This window comes from Terrabacter koreensis, from assembly GCF_054783315.1.
Window position 1 is genome coordinate 292766 of sequence record NZ_BAAGQU010000004.1, and the last position, 19024, is coordinate 311789.

At 64.9% G+C, this 19024-nt stretch carries 11 protein-coding genes; 5 read left to right on the forward strand and 6 right to left on the reverse strand.

What is annotated here, in order from left to right; all coding sequences use genetic code 11:
- Positions 1 to 1806: 1806 nt before the first annotated feature.
- The 6 genes from ACYVNR_RS04075 to ACYVNR_RS04100 are packed head-to-tail and all read right to left on the reverse strand — an operon-like array spanning position 1807 to position 11341.
- Positions 1807 to 4743, reverse strand: a complete 2937-nt coding sequence (locus ACYVNR_RS04075) for a type I restriction endonuclease subunit R (RefSeq protein ID WP_461046743.1) — start codon at positions 4741 to 4743, stop codon at positions 1807 to 1809.
- Positions 4743 to 5918 (reverse strand): restriction endonuclease subunit S domain-containing protein, encoded by a 1176-nt coding sequence (locus ACYVNR_RS04080; protein WP_461046744.1) that lies wholly within the window; start codon positions 5916 to 5918, stop codon positions 4743 to 4745. The genes ACYVNR_RS04075 and ACYVNR_RS04080 overlap by 1 nt, the downstream gene beginning before the upstream one ends.
- Positions 5915 to 7408 (reverse strand): type I restriction-modification system subunit M, encoded by a 1494-nt coding sequence (locus tag ACYVNR_RS04085; RefSeq protein ID WP_461046746.1) that lies wholly within the window; start codon positions 7406 to 7408, stop codon positions 5915 to 5917. Before ACYVNR_RS04085 ends, ACYVNR_RS04080 begins: the two co-directional genes overlap by 4 nt.
- Positions 7405 to 8904, reverse strand: a complete 1500-nt coding sequence (locus ACYVNR_RS04090; RefSeq protein ID WP_461046748.1) for a type I restriction-modification system subunit M — start codon at positions 8902 to 8904, stop codon at positions 7405 to 7407. The genes ACYVNR_RS04085 and ACYVNR_RS04090 overlap by 4 nt, the downstream gene beginning before the upstream one ends.
- Complete coding sequence (locus ACYVNR_RS04095; RefSeq protein ID WP_461046750.1) at positions 8901 to 10901, reverse strand: N-6 DNA methylase; 2001 nt, start codon at positions 10899 to 10901, stop codon at positions 8901 to 8903. Before ACYVNR_RS04095 ends, ACYVNR_RS04090 begins: the two co-directional genes overlap by 4 nt.
- An 8-nt stretch (positions 10902 to 10909) precedes the next feature.
- Positions 10910 to 11341, reverse strand: coding sequence for an NYN domain-containing protein (locus ACYVNR_RS04100; RefSeq protein WP_461046752.1), 432 nt, complete (start codon positions 11339 to 11341; stop codon positions 10910 to 10912).
- 458 nt (positions 11342 to 11799) lie between these two features.
- Between ACYVNR_RS04100 and ACYVNR_RS04105 the strand changes: the two genes are divergently transcribed.
- The 5 genes from ACYVNR_RS04105 (at position 11800) to ACYVNR_RS04125 (ending at position 18936) form a co-directional block, all read left to right on the forward strand.
- Positions 11800 to 12051 (forward strand): hypothetical protein, encoded by a 252-nt coding sequence (locus tag ACYVNR_RS04105; RefSeq protein WP_045191000.1) that lies wholly within the window; start codon positions 11800 to 11802, stop codon positions 12049 to 12051.
- 7 nt (positions 12052 to 12058) lie between these two features.
- A complete protein-coding gene (locus ACYVNR_RS04110; protein WP_045190999.1) occupies positions 12059 to 12508 on the forward strand; it encodes a hypothetical protein in 450 nt (149 codons plus the stop codon).
- A complete protein-coding gene (locus tag ACYVNR_RS04115; protein WP_461046754.1) occupies positions 12505 to 15126 on the forward strand; it encodes an ATP-binding protein in 2622 nt (873 codons plus the stop codon). Before ACYVNR_RS04110 ends, ACYVNR_RS04115 begins: the two co-directional genes overlap by 4 nt.
- Complete coding sequence (locus ACYVNR_RS04120; RefSeq protein WP_461046756.1) at positions 15098 to 17185, forward strand: hypothetical protein; 2088 nt, start codon at positions 15098 to 15100, stop codon at positions 17183 to 17185. Before ACYVNR_RS04115 ends, ACYVNR_RS04120 begins: the two co-directional genes overlap by 29 nt.
- 629 nt (positions 17186 to 17814) lie before the next feature.
- A complete protein-coding gene (locus ACYVNR_RS04125; protein WP_461046758.1) occupies positions 17815 to 18936 on the forward strand; it encodes a C40 family peptidase in 1122 nt (373 codons plus the stop codon).
- Positions 18937 to 19024: the final 88 nt, after the last annotated feature.

Sequence of the window (19024 nt, forward strand, 5' to 3'; positions counted from 1 at the left end):
CCTTGACGCGCTGGCCGGGGTCCGGACGATTAGGCTGCAGGGTGTCGGCCTTCGCCGTCATGAGGCCCGTTTGCTTGGGCCCGGGCGAGGACGGCGCGGCGGCGCCGCCCGCAGCTGGGCCCCGCGCCGGCGAAGCCGGCGCCTTGACGGAGAAAAGAGATTCCTCACCAGCTACTTCGTCCAGAACGCCCGGCAGCTGTAGCGGGCAGGGGCTTTGGTGCAGAGGAAGCAATGGTGGTCATTGTCGGGTGGCACATGGGGTCTGGGTTGTGCTGTATGGGTGACGTGGAAGGGCACGAGACGGCTGGGCATTTCGCTGCGAAAGCGGTGCTCTCGCTGGGATCATCGTCGCATGAGTGGGTCGGATTTCGATGCGCAGCTCGAGGCAGCCCGAGAGGCAATCGTCGAGTCCAATCGGGTCGGGGAGGCCAGGGCGCAGCAGGTTCGCCGCCAAGCAGATCTAGCAGCAGTGGCGCGCGCCGAGTTCCGGCGGTTCTGTTCATGGTTCTCACCTCGCGCAAGTGCAGCGAATCTTCCCATCCATGTACACAGAGTGCCCGGGTGGATCCGATCACGCGTGAACCACCGCGGCTGGGTGGCCACAAAGCCGGGCTGGGCCGATCCCCCGGCCTGGGGGCCGTCAGTTGACTTCATCGTCACTTCAGAGGGTGCGGTTTTCGACATGAATGGTCGAGCGGTCCAGAACCCGGATCCTGAGTTGCTCGAACAATTGCGACTCGACCTGTTGGCGCGCCTCGCGGCGGCCGGAGGCTAGTGGTCGGTGCGGCGCGCCGACGACTTCCTACGCGGTGGCGTTTCGGCGCCGAAGTCTAGCCTCGATCCGTAACCTTGCCAGTTGCCAGCAGGTGCCGCGCGACGATAGTTACGAAAGGCTAATCAGATATTCAGCCAACCGCGCGAAGGTTCTGTGTTTCCGGACCAGGCCGGGATCAGCCGCTGGGGGTCAAAAAGCGCAGTGCCTCGGTGGCACGCTGGCGCATGGCTTGGGATATGTCCAGGGAAGCGTGGGGGCTTGAGTCCGGGTGTGCAGTGCGCCTGTACGCATCGACTTCGGCTCTGATGATTCGCACGACGGTCTCGTCCAACTGGTCACGTCGAGTGCCGAGGGGGTGGGGTTGCGGGCCGCCCGGGATGGGCTCGCCGGAAGAATCAAGCAAGAGGGGGAGAACGGACCATTCCTCGTTTACGAGTGTGAACAGGACCGTGGAAAGACCTGGGAAGTGATCGATTTGTACGGCGTGAAGGGACCGGTCGAACTGGGTGATCCGCGCGTCCCATCCGGGATATAGATGCGCGAGGCGGTCTGCGAGTTCTTTCAGCGCCAACATGTCCCGCTCTCCGCTGCTTTGCGGGGAGGTGGCCGCTCGGAAGGTCCGGGCATCAAGGGAAGGTTCTGTGCTCGCCTGTGGTGGGCGTACGGGGGAGCCTGACCTATGGTCCGAAGGTGCCGGGCTGGTGCGGACTGCGCGCACCACCATGAGAACGAACATGCCTGCGATGGCCCCGAGGCCTCCCACCAGAACTGGCTGGTCGCCGGATGCTTGGCTAAGCATGGAGCTGACGATGACACCGCCGATGATGGCCGCCCATATGTAGGCCATTATCCCTCCTCATAGCTCGAGACGAGGCGAGCGTAGCGCGTGGCCGCAGGTCGTACGGGGATCGTCCGGGCCAGGGAGAAGCCTCTCGATGAGATTTCAGCGGACGCTCGAAACACCAGACCCTCCAAAAGGCGGTGATGAGCACGAAGTGAGCGAGAATGCCGGGCTCCGGCGGAAGCTTTGGTCAGTAGTACTCGCGGACATAGCCCAATGCCTTCTCGAATACGTCGTTGTCGCGAATTTTGAACTGAACGTAGAGAGTCCTGCGCAGGGCCTGCCGGACCTCCTGATCTCCTCTTATGGTCGACTGCCAGCCGTCGAAGCGGACAGCTCGAACCACTTCGTCAATCCGGCTGACGACGTTCTCGACGATGATTGGTGTCTCATCGCCTTTGAGGGCCTCGAATAGCTCAGTCAGTGCCGCCTTGCCCTGCTCCTCCCGAGGCACGTCGGCGGCGGCCTTCTCCGCCGCGACGGTGTCACGGGCCAGTTCTAGAAGCTCACGCAAGAAGTCCAGGCTGGACTGCTGGATGTCGGCGTACTTCTCCCGAAGCGCGAGAAGGCGCTGTCCCAGTGCGATGAAAACCGGGTTGTTGAGGTGGCGTGCGATCCGGGCGGTGATCTGCCTCTCGACCTCGTCAACCGGGATGTCCTTGCGCTTTCCGGTCATCAGGTCCTCGATGGTCTGCGCATCCAGGACGATCGTCTCGGCGCCTTCCGGGATCTCCACCTCGAGGTGCTCGTTGATGAGGTCGACGGTCTTTGCGCCCAAGGCGTGCCAAACGAGCCGGCCGGCTATGTCAGAGGGACGGACGGACTCATACACGTCGGTGAGCCAGCGGTAGTCGTCGCGGAAGGCGCCGAGCATCGGGTCTGGGCTCAGCGCCTCCCACAACTGGGACACGATGCTGTACGCAAGGCCGAACTTATCCTTCGTCGCAACATCGGCAATCGCCGACTGTGCTTGAACGAGTCCCTCGTAGCCACCGACCGTTCGGTCCACGCCGGGGAAGAATGCAACGGCGGCCGCCATGGCTGGTGCGAGTTGTTCCTTGAGCTCCTGGATGTTGGAGATCACCTGCTGCACGGACTTCTCGTCGAAGGCCAGTGACTTGGCGACGTCGTCGAAAATGCCGAGGTAATCGACTATCAGGCCGTGGGTCTTGTTGGGCGGGTAGACCCGATTGGTGCGGGTGATCGCCTGCAGGAGAGTGTGCTCCTTGAGCGGCTTGTCGAGGTACTGGCAGTAGAGGATCGGGGCGTCGAAGCCGGTGAGCAGCTTGGCCGTGACGATCAGTATCTTCAGCGGGTCGGCGGGATCGTTGAACCGCGCGACGACATGTTCCAGCTCGTCCGCGCCAGGCGTCCACGTGGCCCACTCCGTTGCGTCGCCGCGCGATTTCGACATCACGATCGTCGACGCGTCCGGGCCGAGATGCTTGTCGAGCTCCTCCTTGTAGGCGACACAGGACGCCTTGTCGTACACGACGACCTGTGCCTTGAAGCCATCCGGCTCGACCTTGGCTCTGAAGTGGGCAGCGATGTCTGCGGCGATCTTGGCGATGCGAGAGGGCGTCTTGATGAGCACCTCGATCGAGGCAGCCTTCCTGGACAGGGTGACCTTGTCCACCTCCGTTAGTCGCTCCTCAACCGCCAGTTCCTCAAAGGCAGTGTCGATGGCCTCCTGGTCGATGTGGAGTTCCGAAAGGCGAGGTTCGAAGTGCAACGGCAAGGTGGCACCGTCCCGGATCGAGTCATGAAACGAGTAGCGCGACATGTAGCCCCCCTCGTCCTCGGGGGATCCGAACCACATGAACGTGTTGCGATCGCGTTTGTTGATCGGTGTGCCGGTCAGGCCGAAGAGGAACGCGTTGGGCAGGGCCTCGCGCATCTTCTGCCCGTAATCACCCTCCTGGGAACGGTGCGCCTCGTCGACCATCGCGATGATGTTGTCACGGGCATCGAGCACGCCGGGCGCCTCGCCGAACTTGTGAATCGTCGTGATGATTACCTTCCGTGCACCTTGGCTCAGCAGCGTCTGCAACTGGGAGCGCGAGTCGGTCGAGACGAGACCAGGTACATCGGAGGCGTTGAAGGTGCCAGTGATCTGTGTGTCGAGGTCGATGCGGTCGACGACGATCAGGATTGTCGGGTTAGTCAGGGCAGCCATTGCCCGCAGCTTGAGCGCGGTGAAGACCATGAGCAGCGACTTTCCCGAGCCCTGGAAGTGCCAGATCAGACCCTGCTTGATCTTGCCGAGCATTACCCGCTCGACGATCAGGTTGGTCGCTTGGAACTGCTGGAACCGGGCGATGATCTTGATCTTGCGGTGCTTCTTGTCTGTGGCGAAGACCGTGAAGAACCGCAGAAACTCCAGGACGGCTGCTGGGTTGAGGACGCCCTCGACCGCCTCCTTGACGGCGACCAGGCCGACCTTGGCCGGAGCGTCGTCACTGGTCGTTTCCTCTCGCCACGGACCCCAGAGTTCGACAGGCATTCCGACCGTGCCGTAGCGGAAATCCTTGCCCTCAGTCGCAAAAGAGAAGACGTTCGGTACGAAGAACTGCGGCACGCTCTGCTCGTAGTCGTCGTGCACCTGCGCAGCACCGTCGATCCACGTGTACGCCGCTCGAACCGGAGTTTTCGCCTCACCCACCACCAGCGGCATGCCGTTGCACCACAGCACTAGGTCGAAGCGCTTTTCAACGCGTGCCTGCTTGAACGTGACCTCGGTCGAGATGACCCACTGGTTCGCCGAGTAGTCCTGAAGGTCATCGAAGTTGATCAACCGGACCGTCGTGTGCTCGCCGTTCGGGCCGAAGGGCATCGACTTCTGCCCGTTCAACCACGCCATGAACTCCTCGTTCGCCACCACGGGGTGCGGGCTGGTCCTGGCGGCGATCAGGATTGCCCGGAGGTTGTAGATGACCTCGTCGGCTTTCGCTGGATCGGCCGCGATCTCTGGGTTAAGACGGATCAGCGCCGCTTTTACGGCCCCTTCGAGTAGCACTTCGTCGCTTCGACGTGGCAGCACCGCTCCCGGCAGGAACTGGACATCGATCGACTTCGACAAGTCGCGGACGAAGTCCCGGACCGAGTTGGCCTCGTTGAACTGGGCCATCAGTTGCCTTCAAAGACGCTGGCCGACAGAGAGGTGCGGAGAGCAATGAGCGCCTCGCGCTCCGAGTTGATGACTGTCACGACGTTCGCGAGACTACGCATTTCTCTCACCATCGCCCGCCGGGAGGCGCCATCCGTCGACCACGGGATCCGCTGCTCGTTCAGCCACCGCACTGCAAGGTTGCCAAGACCCACCGATCCGGAAGCCGCTTCGCTCATCCGCTCCTGCATTGTCGGCTCGCTCAAAACCCAGTACAGGTACTCACGATCAGCGGGATCGTTCGACTTCATGAGGAACTGGAACGCTGAAACTGCGTGTCCATGTGCCTGCGCCGGCGGCAGGTACACATTCCCAATGCGCTGTCTGTTCCCGTTCGTCCGGATCAGTACCAAGCTTGCGTCGTCGATCTTGCCGACACTCTGCGCGAGCCCTGTGACATGCCCGACCCCATCGAGGTTGATCGTGCCGTCGGGCTTGGTGTTGGGGATTCCAAGCACTGGAACGGATCCCTCGACTGGGTGGTCGTTGACGGCAGAGGCCGCAAACGACGGCCCGGACCTTGTGGTGGCGACCTCGCCAAGGCGAGTCGTTGTCGGCATCTTTAACAACCGGTGATGGGCGAAGCGTCCAAGTGCGGTGCTTGCCGCGTCCCGCTCAGCGTTCAATGCGAAGAGATGGCGTTCGACGGCCCAAAGGAGATCCGCAAGAGGCTTCTGGTCGTCGATGCCCGGGAGGTTGAACTCGAAGTTGGCGAGGTCGCGCCAGTTGGTGCGCGGCGAGAGCGATCCGGCCGAGGTGTCGAGTGCGTGGTCGAAGAACTCGTTGGACTGGACGAGGAATGGCAGGAACTCGCCTAGCAGCTGGGTCTCGTCGGCTTCGAATGTGTAGATGTCCCCTGAGCAGATGGCATCGCACTCGGCGTAGGCGACCTTGCGCTGGTAGGCGCGGCGCTTTCCGAAGAGGGTTTGGCCAGGCTTTACGCGGCGAGTGAAGGTCGTGCCATCCGCAATCGACCCCCATCGCTGAATCTTGAGCTCGCCAGGGTCCATATGCTCCATGGCGATGACGCGGTCGATGCCGGCGCCATCGGCGTCGCGAACGGTCACGTTGACGTTGTTCACGACGTCTCCGAAAGAGACACGCTTCCATGTGGACTTGTCGAGATTGAGAGTCACGTCGACACCTCCGTTCGTAGCAGGGCAATGACTTCGGCGATCGTGGCGTCAGAGTTGGCGACCGCGACTCTCCATGCCTCAAGGGCACCGTCTAAGTCGATCTGCCCGCCAGCATCAGCTGCCTTCGCGCCGGTGACATACAGAGGGATCGCGAGGCTGTATTTCCTCCCCGCGATCTCATCGAGGGTTGCTACCGCCGCAAACTGGTCGAGGTCGCTGAACCCGCGGTACGCGTTGAGGATCTTGGTCTGGTGCGACTCGCGCAAGAACGACTGGGCCTGTTCACGCGCCACCTCGTTGACCGCGTTGATGAATAGCACCCTTCCCGCACGATCCGCAGGTTTGTTGGCCCTCAGCGTGATGACTATGGCTTCCATAGGCGAGTTGTAGAACAGGCCGGCGCCGAGCCCGAGGACGCACTCGACCAGGTCTGACTTCACGAGTGCCTCGCGTAAGGCCGCCTCCTCACGGCGGAAGAGCACGCCGTGCGGGAACAGGATTGCTGCTCGTCCCGTCTTGGGATCGAGGCTCTTGGCAATGTGCTGGAAGAAGGCGTAGTCCGCACGACCCTGAGGCGGGACACCCCAGACGTTGCGGCCGTAGGGGTCGGTGGCGAAGGCTTCGCGGTTCCACGCTTTGATGGAGTAAGGGGGGTTGGCCAACACGACGTCGAAGGTCTGCAGGCGTCCCTTCGCGTCGTGGAAGGCCGGCCGCGACAGGGTGTCGCCGTGAGCGATGTGACCGTCGGTGACGCCGTGAAGGAACAGGTTCATCCGCGCGATGGCTGACGTCCCGTAGTTGAGTTCCTGGCCGTAGAGGCGGAGGTTGCGCCACTCCTTCCCCTGCCGCTTGACCTCGGCGGCAGTGGAGATCAGCATGCCGCCGGTACCGCACGTGGGGTCGTAGACCGACTCGCCCGGCCGCGGTTCCAACATGAGCGTCATCAGGTGAACGAGGGTGCGGTTGGTGTAGAACTCCTGCGCCGTGTGGCCCGAGTCGTCGGCGAACTTCTTGATCAGGAACTCATACCCGTTGCCGAGTTCGTCTTCGGGCAGGTTCGCGATCGACAGGGTCTTGGTTGAGAAGTGCTCGATCAGGTCACTGAGCGTGGAGTCGGGCAGCAGATTTCTGTTGCCCCAGTCGCCTTCACCGAACACGCCTGGGAGGGTGTCGGGGTTGGCGGACTCGATCGCGCGCATGGCCTTCAGGACCGTCGAGCCGATGTCACTGGTGACAGAGCGAATGTCGTCCCAGTGACAGGCATCGGGGATGGCGAACCGGTGGTTCTCGGGGAGGTCGGCGAGTTCTTCGTCGCCGTATACCTCCATTGCGGCGGCTCGCTCCTCGTCGTAGACGTCGGAGATGCGCTTCAAAAAGACCAATGGGAAGATGTACTGCTTGTAGTCGCCGGCGTCGATAAGGCCACGCAGGACGATGGCGGCGCCCCAGAGGTAGCTTTCCAGCTCGCGCTGGGTGATGCGCGTGCTCATGCTGACAGCCCCCATTTCGCCAGCTCTGCCTCCAAGGCCGACCGGGTCTCCGATGCGCTTGCGTGCGCTTCTTCGAGGCCCGCGAGCGCTTGCTCCGCTGTCAGTTTCTCGCGAGCATCGGCGGGAGCCACATAGAGGGGGATGCTGAGGTTGTAGTCATTGCCAGCGATCTCATCGAGGTCGACGACGCGTGAGAGGCCGTCGATGTCGCCAAAGGTCTCGTATGCGTCCAGCAGTCGCTGAGCGTGCTCGGGTTCCAGGGTGTTCTGGTTGCGCCCCTTCTTGAGCAGGTTCTCTCCGTTAATGAAGAGGACCTTGCCCTGCTCGTCGGGCTGCTTGTGGTGGCGCAGGACCAAGACGCAGGCGGCCAGGCCGGTGCCATAGAACAAGTTGGGCGCGAGACCGATGACGGCGTCGACGACATCGGACTTGAGGATGTGCGTGCGGATTCGTGCCTCCGCCCCCTGACGGAAGAGTGCACCTTGCGGCAGGACGACGGCGACGCGACCGGTCTTGGGGCGTGCGGAGGTGAGCATGTGCTGGACCCATGCCCAGTCGGCGTACCCCTTCGGCGGGACGCCCCCAAGAGCGTTGCGGCCCCACTTGTCGGACGGCCACTCGGTATCGCCCCAGTTCTTCAACGAGAAGGGCGGGTTGGCGACGACGCAGTCAAACTGTGCGAGGTGATTGCCGGTGTAGAAGGCTGGGTTGCGCAGGGTGTCCTCGCGGATGATCTTGAAGTCTTCGACACCGTGCAGGAGCAGGTTCATCCGGGCGATGGCGGAGGTGGCCAGAACCTTCTCCTGGCCGTAGAGCTTGCCCCAAAGGGTCTTTGGGCTACCGCCAGCAGTCTTCACGTGCTCGATGACTTCGATCAGCATGCCGCCAGTTCCGCAAGCCGGGTCGTATACGCTCTCGCCCTCGACCGGGTTCAGGATGTTGATCAGCAAGCCAACCACCGAGCGCGGGGTGTAATACTCGCCGGCCTTCTTGTTCGACTGGTCGGCGAAGCGCTTGATGAGGTACTCGTACGCGTTGCCGAACACGTCAGGGGCCACGTTCGCGTTGGTGAGCGTCTTGGTTGAGAGGTGCTCGATCAGGTCGGCGAGTTTGCGGTCCGGCAATTTGTCTTTGTTGGTCCAGTTTGCGTTGCCGAAAATGCCGTAGAGCGTCTCAGGGTTGGCCTTCTCGATCTCGCGGAACGCTGTCTGCAGGGCGCTGCCGATGTTCTCTGTGCGGTTGCGCACGTCGTTCCACAGGTTGTCGCTGGGAATGGCGAATCGGTGGTTCTCTGCGAAGGCAGCGAACTCGCGGTCGCCGCCGGACTCCTCGAGCGCTTGGGCGAATTCTTCTATGTAGACGTCACTGATCCGCTTGAAGAACATCAGCGGGAAGATGTACGCCTTGAAGTCGGCCTGGTCGATGCTTCCGCGAAGCAGATCCGCCGCCTTGGCGAGGTACTGCTCCAGTTCGGGCAGGGTGATGCGGTCAGTCACTTGGTTCCCTTGGAGTCGTCTGGGCCGTCTTGCTGGGTACGTGCGACAAAATTGTCCGGCTTGGCTAGTCGTGCGTTGTAGCGGATGGCGTCAAGGAGGGCGGATCCAACGGCGCTTGCTTCTTCAGCCAGATGGGCGGAGTCTTCGTGTAGCAGCTGGAGTGAGAGCACCGCGAGTCGAATGTCACCCTGCTCGAGCAGGGGAACGAGCGGGATCTCAAGATCTTTGATCGATGCCCGCTGGATGGTGGAACCGCCCTGGAACCTCTCGTTCCAGCTGCCACAAAGCGCGATGGCGAGATAACCAGGAGACAGCACTTCTCGGTCTAGCACTCGGAGCCGATAGACCCCCGTTGTCGGCAGGTGACCGCCGGCCTCGTCGACCCGGGCGCAAATTTTGTTCATCGTCGTTACCAGGACGTCGCCTTCCCAGGTCAGTTCGGGGTAGGCGTCGTATCCGTTGTCGATACCGACCGCACGTAGGGTGCCGTCCCGTACATCCGAGGCTGTGGCTAGGCGCTCGCGAAGCTCTTCAGGCGCGTCCTCGTAGCGGTCCTTCGGACGGCCCATGCGCAGGTCCAGCACCCCCTGGTCCACCAGTTCGCCTACAGTCATGACCCGCGATTTCGAGAAGCTCGCGAAGTGCTCAAACGACTTGAGGACGTTCTGCAGTTTCGTCATGGTGTCATTGATCGCCGACCAACCTAACCGGTAGGTGTCGGCAACTTCGCTTGGCTCACGCACCATGCGGTCCACCCAACGCTGCGGCGTGAGAAGCGACTCGGCCGCGAGGACGTCGGTGATCCCCACCACCGCGTGAGGGACGCCCTCGCGCGCTTGCGGGTCCGTCAGCCAGGTGGCGACGTTGTGTTCGGGTGAGACCGTCTCGGCAGCGTCAATAAAGAGAATGCTCTCTACGGCAGCCTCTGGGACGGGGCGGCGGAGCACCCAGAGCGCCAATGGGATTGACGTGTGCGGCAAGAGCTTCCCAGGGAGACCTACGATGGCCTCGACGCAGCCCTGCCTTACGAGTTCGGCGCGAATCCGGCCTTCCTCACCGCTCCGGAAGAGCGTCCCCGTTGGGCTCATGACGTAGGCGCGCCCGTCATCCGCGAGGTGCGCAATGGCGTGTTGGAGCCATGCCGTGTCCGCAGACGACCGAGGTGGCGCACCGAAATCGAAGCGTGCGTCGGTCAGGCGACGGGAAGCATTGAGCCGGAGGCCGAACGGCGGCTCAAGGAGGATGACGTCGGCGTGCAGGTTTGGGTCTATGTCCTCAGACAGCACGTCCGTCAGGGTCAGCTCGATCTGTACGTCATGCAGCGCGGCCCGCTGAGCAGCGATCTTCAACGCGCGCTGGTTGATGTCGTGCCCAACCAGGTGGCTGGGGCGCGCTCCCAACCGCACGGACTCTATGAGGGCGGCTGCAATGCCGCAGGCCGGGTCGTACAAGACCCCACCGGGCTGCGCCGCCGCAAGGTTGGCTAACAGAGTGGATGTGCGCGAACCCACGAAACCAGAGTCTGCGCCAAGCTTGCCCTGGGAACGAGCGAGCCGCTCGAGAGCGAAGTCGGCTGCAGTTCCGAGCTCGGGGACCTCCACCCGGTCGACGGCTTCCTTCACTAGCGCCAACGTGTGCTCAGCGACGTTCGGCACCTCAAGAAGGGCGTCGCTGCCGGTCTTGCGTGCAACCGCCAGCGACAGCACGAGTTCGGCCGCATCGTCGGCAGAGAGCCGGTCGCGCAGAAGATTGAGTGCGGACCACACGTCCATCTCGCCGCTCTCGCCGACCTTCGGACGGACGGACTCGTTCTTGGTCTTGCTTGCGTGACGCTCTAGCCACTCGGTCACCTCGTTGCGCGAGAACAGCGGCTTGCTCGGCGACCCGGCGACCGGGGCGGGGAAGGTCTCGATTCGCTTTCGCCAGTTGCTGACCGCGCCACGCGAGACGCCTGCGATATCTGCGATGTCGCTTGGTGACACGAGGCCCTCATCCATGCCCTGAATCATGCCGCTCCCCCGTAATCGATAGCCATGCGGTCAAAGAGGACCACGTGCGTCGCCGCCATCCGGAGACGCTTCGAGCAATGGCCCAAGGGCGCCAGGACTGTGACGCGGACGCCTGCGGCTCCTAGGGCGGCGACCGAATCGGCAAATATGCCATCCCCCGACACCAGCACGACCTCGTCGAACCGCTCCTCGACACGTTCCCCTTTGAGGACGTCGAGCAGAGCGAGGTCAGCGCCGTTTTCGCCCGACCGAACAACCAGCCGAGACCCGCGCCAGCCGAGCCCGGTCGACACGAGACCGATGTGGCTGGTGCCGATGACCACATGCTCGGTTCCATCAAGGTGTGCCGCCTCCCTGACGGAGCCATGAGCTCCTTCTGCCTGCTCGACCCTCAAGACTGCTCCTCCCACCACATTCTCGATGTCCACGACCACGAGGCGACGGCCCCGCAGCATGCGCTTCTTCTGCGGGAGCGCGACCGCCGCACTGCTCGTAAACATTACTTGACCTCTCGATGGCTGTGAACCCGGTTTTCGGGAATGGCTGTAAGGTACGCGCACATGGGCTCGTCTGTCAACCGTGAACTGGGTTCACAGCCGTGTGGGGCAGCGGTTCCCTTCACGAAGGTCAGACTGGATAGTCGCTTCTTGGGGCGATGACGGCCGCTCCGTGCAGTTCCGTCGTGGTGCGCGCGAGGCAGGGGCCGTGTTCGGATCGGGTCCCTCAACTGCAACTTCGGTCCCTGGCTGAGAAGGCTGTTGGTGAACGGAGGGCGACGGATCGTTCAGAACTTGGTCAGCCCTCGGCGTGTTTCTTCTTTCTTCTGGTGAGGGTCGCGCTGCTCTGGAGTGGGCGATATGCCCGATTCCATCCAGAAGGGGACATCATGAGCACCATCGCAACGCTGGCCACCGCGGCTGGCACGACCGGCCTCCAGGGCTGGATCAAGTCCAACATCATCCCGCTGCTGCTCCTGCTCGTGGCGACCATGCTGTTCGTGCTCGCGCAGCGTGGTGACAACGCCAAGGCGATGCGAGTTGTCGCCGGAGTCGTCATCGCGCTGGCAGTTCTGGGCCTCGCCACGAGCGGAAAGGCCGACAGTGTCGGCTCGTGGATGGCCTCGCTCGTAACGGGATGAGCTGACGATGCGTCTACCGGTCGACGACGAGATCTACAACGTCAACTCCGTCTGGCTCGGTCCGCCCAACCGGACCCTGCCCTTCCGAGCCCGATACAGCGCCTACATGGTCGGCGCGGTCGTGTTCGTGCTGCTGCAGATGATTGAGCGCCGTCTGGGCATCGGGCTGGGCTTCTTCTCCCTCGCCTACAGCCTTCTGGCGACGGTCGCCCTGACCCGGCTCATCCTGTCCGTGGTCAACCCCGACCGTCCGCTCGGGGCCGTGCTAGCCGCGTTCGCGCACGAGGTCTCTGCGCCCCGCGATGACCAGAAGGTCAGAGCGCACACAGTCCGCCCGGCTCGAGTGCGTGCTGTCCCCTCGCGCCCGAGCCGGGCCCTACGCAAGGCCCAACGCCGAGCGCGAGCAGAGGCAGCTGCCGTCGACCGGAAGCCCATCACCGAGGGGACGAGCGCATGAGCGGAAAGAGAGGCCTGGCACTCCGCCGGATCTCCGGACACTGCACGGTGACCGCGCAGAAGGTGATGGCGTGGTATCTGCTTGACCCGCAGGGCTGGTCGTTCAGGCCGGATGGCGTGCGGGAGCAGCTGATCGTCGACGGCGCCGACGTGTTGTCACAGCTCGCCAAGCGAGAGGTTCACCTGCGTGTCACGACCCGCCCGTACCCGGTCGCGAAGTGGGCCCGCGACCACGACGCCAACGCGCCGGCACCGCTTCCTGCCTGGGCCCAGCACCTCACGACGGACCAACACCGACTCGCGTCCTTGTCGATGGCGGACAAGGAGGTCTACCTCGGCGTCGAGATCCCAAGCCGCAGCCCGCTGCTCAAAGCCCTCGGCTCGATCGGTGACAGCCTCAGCGACAGCTTCGCCGGAGCGGTCTCGCAGCGAGAGGTCACGGCGCTCGAGAAGCAGATCCGGGCCACCGATGAGCTGATGAGCTCACCCGGCCTCGAAGGGGCGCCAGCGACTGCGCGGCAGCTCGAGTGGCTGCTGCACCGTTCCTGCTCTCTGGGGCTGCCGGCTCCGCTGACTTTGGGAGGCGTCGAAGGAGGTGCTTGGGACCTCGACGACTTGGGCGAGTTCACCGACCGGGTCAACTGGTTCGCAACCCCCTACGGCCGCACGATCCGCGTCGTGGGCGAGCACGACGACCGACGGATCGAGCGACACGTGTGTGTCCTGTCGGTGGGACGCATGACGGATCTCGACATCCCGCCGGGCATCCCCTGGATGCAGCGCACCGACGAGTTGCCCTTTCCGGTCGAGTGGTCCGGCCGCATCCTGGTCGAGGACGCCGCCAAGGTCGGGGCCGCGATGCGTCGCAACATCCAGAAAATCCGCGCGCAGGCCAACCACTACGAGCTCGAGCACCACGAGCCCGCCCCCGGGGCCCTGGAGCGTCAGGCCAACCGCGCCCTGGCGGTCGAGGACGAGATCTCGATGGGCCTGTCTGGTCTGTCTACCCGCACCACCGGCTGGTACCGCATCGCTGTCGCGGGAGCCACTGAGGACGAGGCCATTGATCGGGCCAGCCTCGTGCGCAAGCTGTACGCGCCACAGATCACGATCGCCCGCCCGCAGGACCAGTACGCCGTGGCCCGCGAGTTCATCCCCGACGAACGCCTCGGCTCAACGGCATACCGACGCCGTATGCCTGTGACGACCCTCGCGGCCGCCGTCCCTGCCGCGACCGCCACCGTCGGCGACCGCATCGGCATCCACTTGGGCCAGACGTCCGGCACCTCCGCCCGGGTGGTCACGTGGGAACCATGGCTCGCCACCGAGCGCGAAGAGGAGTCCGGTCTCGCGGTCCTCTGCGCGGGCCTTGGCGGCGGCAAATCGACCGCCGGCGGCAACATCATCTACCGCACGGTCATCCAGGGCGTCCCGTGGACGGTGCTCGACCCGTCCGGCCGTCTCGCCGCGCTTACGCAGCTGCCCGAGCTCGCGGCATACTCACGCGCTGTCGACTTGCTCGACGCCGCGCCCGGCTCGCTGTCCACCTATCGCGTGATCGCGGAACCGGACCGCAAGCACTACCCGGACGAGGCGTCATGGCGGGCTGCGATGGAGCAGGCGAAGGACACCAGGCGACTCCTGACGAGCAGCGTCCTGCGCGCGATGCTGCCCAAGCAGTTGCAGGAGCACGTCCTCTCCGAGGTCGCACTGATGCGCGCCGTTGGATCCGTGCCGGCCAACGTGTGGTCCTCTTGCGATCAGGTCGTCAACGCTCTCGCTGAGCTCGACCGCGGCCCACACGGTGAGCCCACCGGTGACACCGACCTGGCCCGGCACGCCGGCTACATGGCCGACTTCCTGCGCGAGGCGGCTAAGACCAGCCATGGCCGCCTGATCTTCCCCGCTGGGCGACCCGCGGGCGAGGGCGGGTTCGAGCCGCTTCTCACGGTGTACTCCCTGAGGGGTTTGGCGCTGCCCGACGAGAGCACACGTGGCGGTGAAGACCTCGACGAGCGGTTGTCGATGTGCGTCATGTACCTCGCCGCCTGGCTCACCCAGCGCGGCATGTATTTCGGCGACGTCCACGCTCGCAAGGGCATCTTCATCGACGAGGCCTGGGCCCTGTCCACCTTCTCGAGCGGACGGCGCTTCATTGACCGAGCCGCGCGCGACTCGCGCAAGCACAACACGCGGGTCCTCATGGCCTCCCAGAACCCGGCCGACCTGCTCAAGCTCGACCTGGCCAACCTCTGCTCGGCCGCGTTCATCGGTCGCCTCACCGGTGAGGACGCGCAGCGGGATGCCCTGCGGTTCATCCCCGGCATCCGCGACGGCCTCGGCTACGAGCAGATCTTCGGCACCTTGTCCCGGCCCTCGCGTGACGGTCTTCGCGGACCGAGGGAGTTCGTGTTCAGTGACGGGTCCGGAGGGATCGAGCGCATCCGCATGGACCTCTCCGCCCACCCAGAGCTTCTCGAGGCGCTCAACACCACGGCTGCACCCGACAAGGCCCGCAACCGGGTCGCACGTGCCGGCACCTCCGTGGACGACCTGGACCTGGGCGAGGCCGGGCACGCGGACGAACCAGATGAGCAGGACGAGAGAGCGAGCGCCTGACATGTCAGTAACACGCGTACGCCGTTTCGTCCTCGCCCTCGTCGTCGCGGCGGTCGGGATGCTGGCCGTTGGTGCCTCGGCGTCCGCAAGCCCCGCCTCACCCGAGGCTGGGCCCGCGCTGCCTGCCGCGCCATGGGACTGCAAGTCGGCACCGACAGCATCGCTTCCCGACACCGGGTTGCCGGGGTTCTTCGACCCGGCCCCCACGCCCGCCCCGCCGAAGGGCGATCCCTGGGCTGCCGGCCGGAGGACGACCATCTACGACCAGTACGGCTATGCCGGTCTCGGCTGGAGCACCTACGACACCGGGTGCATGGGTGGTCTGGGCGAGATGGACGCGACGATCGACACGTTCATCGGCAACGCACTCCTGGGTGGGGGAGTGTGGATCAGCTCGGCCACCAACGGAATCCACAACCGCGTCGCGCACCCAGAGCAGTACATGAAGCCGCTCGACAACGTCGTCGCGACCGTGACCATGCGACTGCATGACGCGATCTGGTCCCCGTGGGGCATCGTGTCGTTCCTTGGTGTCGCCGTCCTGCTGCTCTTCTACTCACTCAGCGGACGGCTTTCGTCCGTCATGTCCGGTGCGGTCTGGGCCATCTTCGTCCTTGCGGTGCTGTCTGGCATCTCGCAGTACCCGACCCGCGTCGCGAGTTTCTTCGACCAGGCCATCACGAGCTCGGTGGCGTCGGTCAACGAAAGCGCAGCCGGCCTCACCGGGCCGAGCGCCGGAGACCCCACTCGCGCACAAGGCGCTCTCATCGTCGACGACATCCTCTACCAGTCCTGGCTGCGCGGAGAGTTCGGCGACCCCGACAGCCCGGCAGCCAAGAAGTGGGGACCGCTGCTCTTCCGCGAGTCCACGTTCAGCCGCGCCGAGCTCGCCACCGCGCGTTCCAAGCCTGACGGCGTGGAGAAGATGACCCAGCAGAAGGCCGACGACTGGGTCGCAACAACCCAGGAGATCCAGGACCAGGACCCGCTCGCCTACGCGGCCGTCCAGGGCAAGGCCAAGGGCCGCGCCGGCGCCGGGTTCATGAGTTTCATCGGCGTCACCTTCACAGCGGTGTTCCGGCTCATCGCAGACATCTTCATGTTCGCGGGGCTCGTCATGCTGCGCCTCCTGGTGATGTTCTTTCCCGCTGCCGCGGTGTTCGGCGTCATCGCGCCGATGGCCAGCATCGTTAGGCGGATCGGCAACATCGCCGGCGCCTCCGTCGTCAACGTCATCGCCTTCGGCGTCGGCTCGGCCATCCACAGCGTTGCGATCGCCGCAATTATCAAGGAGGCCAACGGTGCCGGCATGGGGATTCTGTCCCTGGTGATGTGTCTCGTCGTCTCGCTCGCCGCCTTCGTCCTGCTGATGCCGCTCCTGTCGCTTACGAGCATGCTCGGCCAGACCTCGCATCGAGCCATGCTGCGCAACGTCGGGCGCACGACCCTCGGTTACTTCGTCGGGCGCAAGGCCGTCGACGACGGAAACGAGGATGCTGCCAAGAAGAAGATCGCCACCGGGACGACCTCCGACGGGGACGCGGATGGGCAGAACGGCCGCCATGGTCCGCGCGATGTCGGGCCTGCCCGATACGTGCGACGGGTCAACCTTCCGCCGGAGTCGATCGGCCGGCGCTTCGACTCAGTCACCCTGACTCAACCCGACGTTCCAGACGCCCAGCGGTATGTGTCCGGTCGAGTCGTGGGTCCGCGTCACGAACTTCCGGGGACGCCGGTGGGCCCGACGGGGCGGCAACGCGAATTCGATACGGGGGCTGCTGCCTCAGTCGGGGTGTCGGCAGGCAGTCGAGTGCAGCCGAGCGGCATCGACACCCCCATGACTCGTGCGCCACGCCACGGCCTCCCCACCCGCGGCCTGGAAGGGCAGCTCGTCGATGAGGTGCCCTCTGGGGTCAAGGTGCTGACCCCCATCGAGCGCACGCATGACTCCCACGCCGAGGTGACCGGGCAAGGCCTGCGCGTGCGGATGTTCGACGCGAATACGAAGTCGATGGTGACGGTCGAGCCTGGCAAGTCCGAGCGGGGCCGCCATGAGTAGCCGACTGACTCGACTCATCGCGTGGCCGCTCTGGTCGTGGCGGAATGTGAGCGTCAGCGTCGCTGCGCTGCTCATCGCGCTCGCGATCGTGGGCCGGGCTGTGAGCTTCTTGGATCCGCGCCCCGTGGCGGCCCCGGTGGACGCCACCGCGAGGACGTCACCACCGCCTACGGAAGCGCTCCCCGTTGAGACGAGCAAGGCGACACCGAATCCTGGCCGGACCCCGACGGCGACGCCGAGCGCTTCAACCGGCTCATCCCGAGTCGGGCCGTCAACGGACCGCACATGCCAAGCCGCGGCAGCATCGTTCATGGGCGGCTGGGTGAAGACAAACCTGCCGCAGCCGAAGTGGCTGGACGGACTTCGCCCCTACGCGGTGCCCGAGCTCATCGACCAGCTGAGTCACACGGACCCGAGCAGCGTCCCGGCTAGCCAGGTCTCACCGAATCCCGTTCAGGTGCTCTCTGGGCCCGGCGCGGGCGCATACCGATTCGCGACTGACGGCGGTCGCGTCGACGTCACGACGCAGAGGTCGGGTGCGGCCTGTCTCGTGGGCGGTCTCGAGCCAGCCAATGACGTGCCCGGAGCGCCGACACCGACGTTGACAGCCGCACAGGCAGGCGGCTGACATGGTCGGACCGCTCGTCGTCGCTGGCCGTGCCCTGCTGTGGCGCAGGCTCCGGCGAGCCCTGCTGGTCGTCCTACCCATCCTTCTCGCCGGCGGTCTAGCGACCGTCCTGATGCTCGCGCTCGTGGGTGGCGCGGGTCAGCAGCAGGAAGGGCCGGCCGGTGGCGGTGGCTGTCCCGGAGCGGTGATCGACAGCGCGGGCGCTGGCACGAGCATCGATGGCCTCACGAAGGAGCAGGCGGCGAACGCTCGCACCATCGTGGCCGTCGGCCGTGACCTGAAGGTCCCCTCCTACGGCTGGGTGATCGCCGTGGCGACCGCGATGCAGGAGTCGAACCTCGTGAACGTGCCCTACGGCGACCGCGACAGCGTGGGCCTCTTCCAGCAGCGCACCGCTTGGGGCAGTGCCGCTGACCGGATGGACCCCGCGACGTCCGCGCGCATGTTCTACACGGGCGGCCAGCAAGGACAGCCGGGCCTGCTCGACATCTCCGGCTTTGACCGGATGTCAGTCACCGACGCCGCTCAGGCCGTGCAGCGCAGTGCCTTCCCGGGTGCCTACGCGAAGTGGCAGTCACTCGCGCTGCAGGTCGTCGGTGACCCCACCGTTCTCTCTGCAGCCTGTTACGCCAACGCGGCGTTCCTCAGCGATGGCAGCGCGGGAGGGAAGGCTGTCACTGCCGCGCTGGGGCAGATCGGGGTGCCCTATTCCTGGGGCGGAGGGACACCCCGCGGTCCGAGCGGCGGGTTCGGGGTCGGGGCGGGCGTCATCGGCTTCGACTGCTCGTCGTTGGTCCAGTACGCCTGGCACCAAGCCGGCATCGCCCTGCCGCGACTCGCCAGCGCCCAGGCAGCAAGTGTTCAGCGGCTTCCTACTGACCCCTCGACATGGCGTGCGGGTGACCTCGTCTTCCTCCACACGCCGGGCGACCCACCTGACTACTTCCACCACGTCGCGATGTACGACGGGCAAGGCGGCATCGTGCACGCTCCACGGCCAGGGCTCACGGTTGAGGTCGTCCATGACTTCCTCACGGTGGACTACTACAAGCGCGAGCTCGCCTTCGTGGGGCGAGTGTCCTCGCCGACGGGCGACGCCCAGGTGGTGGCCAACCGTGGGTGAGTTGACTCCGCGTGACGTCGATCGACGCTTCGACGCCCTGGTCGGCGATTTCGGCTGGGACGACGAGAACTTGGGCAACTCAGTGCCT